Here is a 3350-nt window from a genome sequence, read left to right as displayed (position 1 = left end):
CCGCAGCGTCGGCCCCTGCCAGCACCGCGCCGGGAGGCGCGGCGGCATGACCGCGCTGCGCCTGCACGGCCACGGCGCCTCGCGCGGCAGCGCGCTCGGCCGCGCCCGCGTGCGCCTGCCGCATGCGCAGGAAGTCACCGAAAAGCGCATTCCCGCCAACGCGGTCGAAGCCGAACTGCAGCGCCTGCACCAGGCCATCGAGTCGGCCCGCGCGGAGATGCGCGAACTGCGCCAGCGCCTGCAGGGCGCCCTGCCGGCCGAAGTCGGCGAGTTCCTCGACCTGCACGCCATGCTGCTGGACGATCCGGAGCTGCTGCTGGCGCTGGACGAACGCATCCGCAGCCATCGTTACAGCGCGGCCTACGCCCTGCGCCTGCAGCGCGACACCCTGGCCCAGGTGTTCGAGGGCATGGAGGACGACTACCTGCGCAGCCGCCTGGACGACCTGGACCATGTGATCGGCCGCATCAACGCCTTCCTGCACAAGCGCCCGGCCGGCATGAAGGGCCTGGCCGGCGAGATCCTGGTGTGCGAGAACGTCGCGCCCTCGGAGCTGGCGCAGCTGCAGTCGCAGGGCGTGGTCGGCATCGTCACCAGCGCCGGCAGCCCGCTGTCGCACAGCGCCATCCTCGCCCGCAGCCTGCACCTGCCGCTGGTGGTAGGCGCCAGCGGCGTGCTGCACCGGATCAACGACGGCGACGTACTGATCGTGGACGGCGGCAGCGGCGAGGTGGTGCTGGAACCGGCCGCCGACGACCTGCGCCAGTACCGCCAGCGCCTGCGCGAACTGGCGCGCGAACAGCGCGAGCTCGGCCACCTGCGCTCCAAGCCGAGCCGCACCGTGGACGGCGTGGACATCACCCTGCTGGCCAATGCCGAATCGCGCGAGGACGTGGCGCGCGCGCATGCCCTCGGCGCGCACGGGCTGGGCCTGTACCGCACCGAGTTCCTGTTCCTGCAGCGCAACGGCCTGCCGGACGAGGACGAACAGTTCCACCATTACCGCGACGCCGTGCTCGGCATGAGCGGGCGCCCGGTCACCATCCGCATCCTCGATCTGGGCGCGGACAAGGCCGACCGCAGCGGGCTGGTGCTGGGCCGCGAGGAAAACCCGGCGCTGGGCCTGCGCGGCATCCGCCTGCTGCTGGCGCATCCCAGGGTCGCCGACACCCAGCTGCGCGCGCTGCTGCGCGCCTCCGGCTATGGCCCGGTGCGCATCCTGCTGCCGATGGTCAGCACCCGCGAGGAAATCCTCGCGCTCAAGCGGCGCATGACGCGGCTGGTGGCCACGCTGCGCGAGGAAGGCCATGCCCTGGCCGAGCACGTGCCGGTCGGCGCGATGATCGAGGTCCCGGCCGCGGCCATCGCACTGCCGACCTTCATCGACCAGGTCGACTTCCTGTCTATCGGCACCAACGACCTGGTGCAATACCTGCTGGCGGCCGACCGCAACAACGAAGCAGTGGGCGAACTGTACTCGCCGCTGCACCCGGCGGTGCTGCAGCTGCTGGCGCAGGTGATCGGGACCGCGCGGGCGCATGGCACGCCGCTGTCGGTCTGCGGCGAGATCGCCGGCGACCCGCGCATGACGCCGCTGCTGCTGGCCCTGGGCCTGACGGAGTTCAGCCTGCATCCGGCCACGCTGCTGGAAGTGCGCCGGGCGATCCGCGACTGCAACCACGGCGAACTGCGCGCGCGCGCCGGCAAACTGCTGCAGGCACGCGACCGGCGCGGCATCGAGCGCTGGATCGTGCAGGCCGCCAGCGCCTGAGAACGTGCCGGCCGCTGGCCGGCCACCCCGCGCATCCGGCATTTGCCGCGGATGCCGCCGAACGGCGGGCCTTATCCGGACCGCAAGGGTGTGCACTGAAACATCCACGCGTGATAATGACGCGCCCGACACTCTCCTTGCCGCATCCTGCATCGCGGCCCTCCCTTTTACGGAGCCCCGATGGCCGAAGCCGTACGCCACGACAAGACCGCACGCCAGCTGCGCATGCTCTCCGACGCGCTGGACAGCGGCCGGCTGGGACCAGTCCGGCGGCTGGTCAACACGCTGGCGCCGGCGGAGATCGGCAACCTGCTCGAATCGCTGCCGCCAGGCAAGCGCGAGGTGGTGTGGGGGCTGGTCGACCAGGAGGACGACGGCGAGGTGCTGGTCCACGTCGGCGAGGAAGTGCGCGAAAGCCTGCTGGCCGACATGGACCCGGACGAGATCATCGCCGCGGTCGAAGACCTGGACATCGACGACCTGGCCGACCTGGTCGAGGACCTGCCCGACACGGTCATCGACGAAGTCCTCAAGTCGATGGACCGCGAGAACCGCGAGCGCCTGGAGCAGGTGCTGTCCTATCCGGAGGACACCGCCGGGCGCCTGATGAACCCGGACGTGGTCACTGTGCGCGCCGACGTCAACATCGACGTGGTGCTGCGCTACCTGCGCCTGCGTGGCGAGCTGCCCGACCACACCGACTACCTGTACGTGGTCAGCCGCCGCCACCAGTATCTGGGCCGCGTCTCGCTGGCCTCGCTGGTCACCCATGAAGACAGCACCCCGATCAACCGCCTGGTCGACGACGAGCAGCCGGCCATCGACGTGGGCGAGAGCGCAGACGAGGTCGCGCGGCAGTTCTCCGACCATGACTGGGTCTCGGCGCCGGTGGTGGACGACAACAACATTCTGATCGGCCGCATCACCATCGACGACGTGGTGGACATCATCCGCGGCCAGGCCGAGCACCAGGCGCTGGGTGCCGCCGGCCTGGACGAGGACGAGGATCTGTTCAGCCCGGTATGGCGCGCGATGCGCCGGCGCCTGGTGTGGCTGTTCGTCAACCTGTGCACCGCCTTCGTTGCCGCCAACGTGGTCGGCCAGTTCGAAGGCACCATCGACAAGCTGGTGGCGCTGGCGGTGCTGATGCCGATGGTCGCTGGCCTCGGCGGCAACGCCGGCACCCAGGTACTGGCGCTGATGGTGCGCGGGCTGGCGCTGGGCCAGGTCGGCGCCTCCAACGTGAAGGCGCTGCTGTGGAAGGAACTGCGCGTGGCCCTGCTCAACGGCCTGCTGATGGGCGCGGTGCTGGGCCTGATCGTGCTGGCCTGGTTCCACAACCCCGGGCTGTCGCTGGTGATCTTCATCGCCCTGACCTGCAACCTGCTGCTGGCCGCATCGGCCGGCGTGCTGATCCCGATGACGCTCAAGCGGCTCGGCTTCGACCCGGCGCTGGCCAGCGGCATCTTCCTGACCGCGATCACCGACTCGATGGGCTTCTTCACTTTCCTGGGGCTGGCCACCGTGGTGCTGCTGCGCTGAGCGCGACGCGCCGGAACCCGCGTCTGCGGTTCCGGCG

General features: G+C 70.5%; 2 protein-coding genes. Both read left to right on the top strand.

The window, feature by feature from the left end:
* Positions 1-46: 46 nt before the first annotated feature.
* A complete protein-coding gene (gene ptsP, locus QMX80_RS18865; RefSeq protein ID WP_055767846.1) occupies positions 47-1771 on the top strand; it encodes a phosphoenolpyruvate--protein phosphotransferase in 1725 nt (574 codons plus the stop codon).
* 180 nt (positions 1772-1951) lie between these two features.
* Positions 1952-3313 carry a magnesium transporter gene (gene mgtE / locus QMX80_RS18860; protein WP_055767843.1) on the top strand — a complete coding sequence of 454 codons (1362 nt, stop codon included), beginning with the start codon at positions 1952-1954 and terminating at the stop codon, positions 3311-3313.
* The last annotated feature ends 37 nt before the right edge of the window (positions 3314-3350 follow it).

It is taken from the genome of Stenotrophomonas sp. PS02297 (assembly GCF_029959705.1).
GTDB lineage: Bacteria > Pseudomonadota > Gammaproteobacteria > Xanthomonadales > Xanthomonadaceae > Stenotrophomonas > Stenotrophomonas nitritireducens.
This window is presented reverse-complemented; position numbering and strand designations above follow the sequence as displayed.

What these genes read in the sequence shown, in the direction of transcription:
- ptsP (WP_055767846.1), top strand. Translation starts at nt 47, where the DNA reads ATGACCGCGCTGCGCCTGCACGGCCACGGCGCCTCGCGCGGCAGCGCG.
- mgtE (WP_055767843.1), top strand. Translation starts at nt 1,952, where the DNA reads ATGGCCGAAGCCGTACGCCACGACAAGACCGCACGCCAGCTGCGCATG.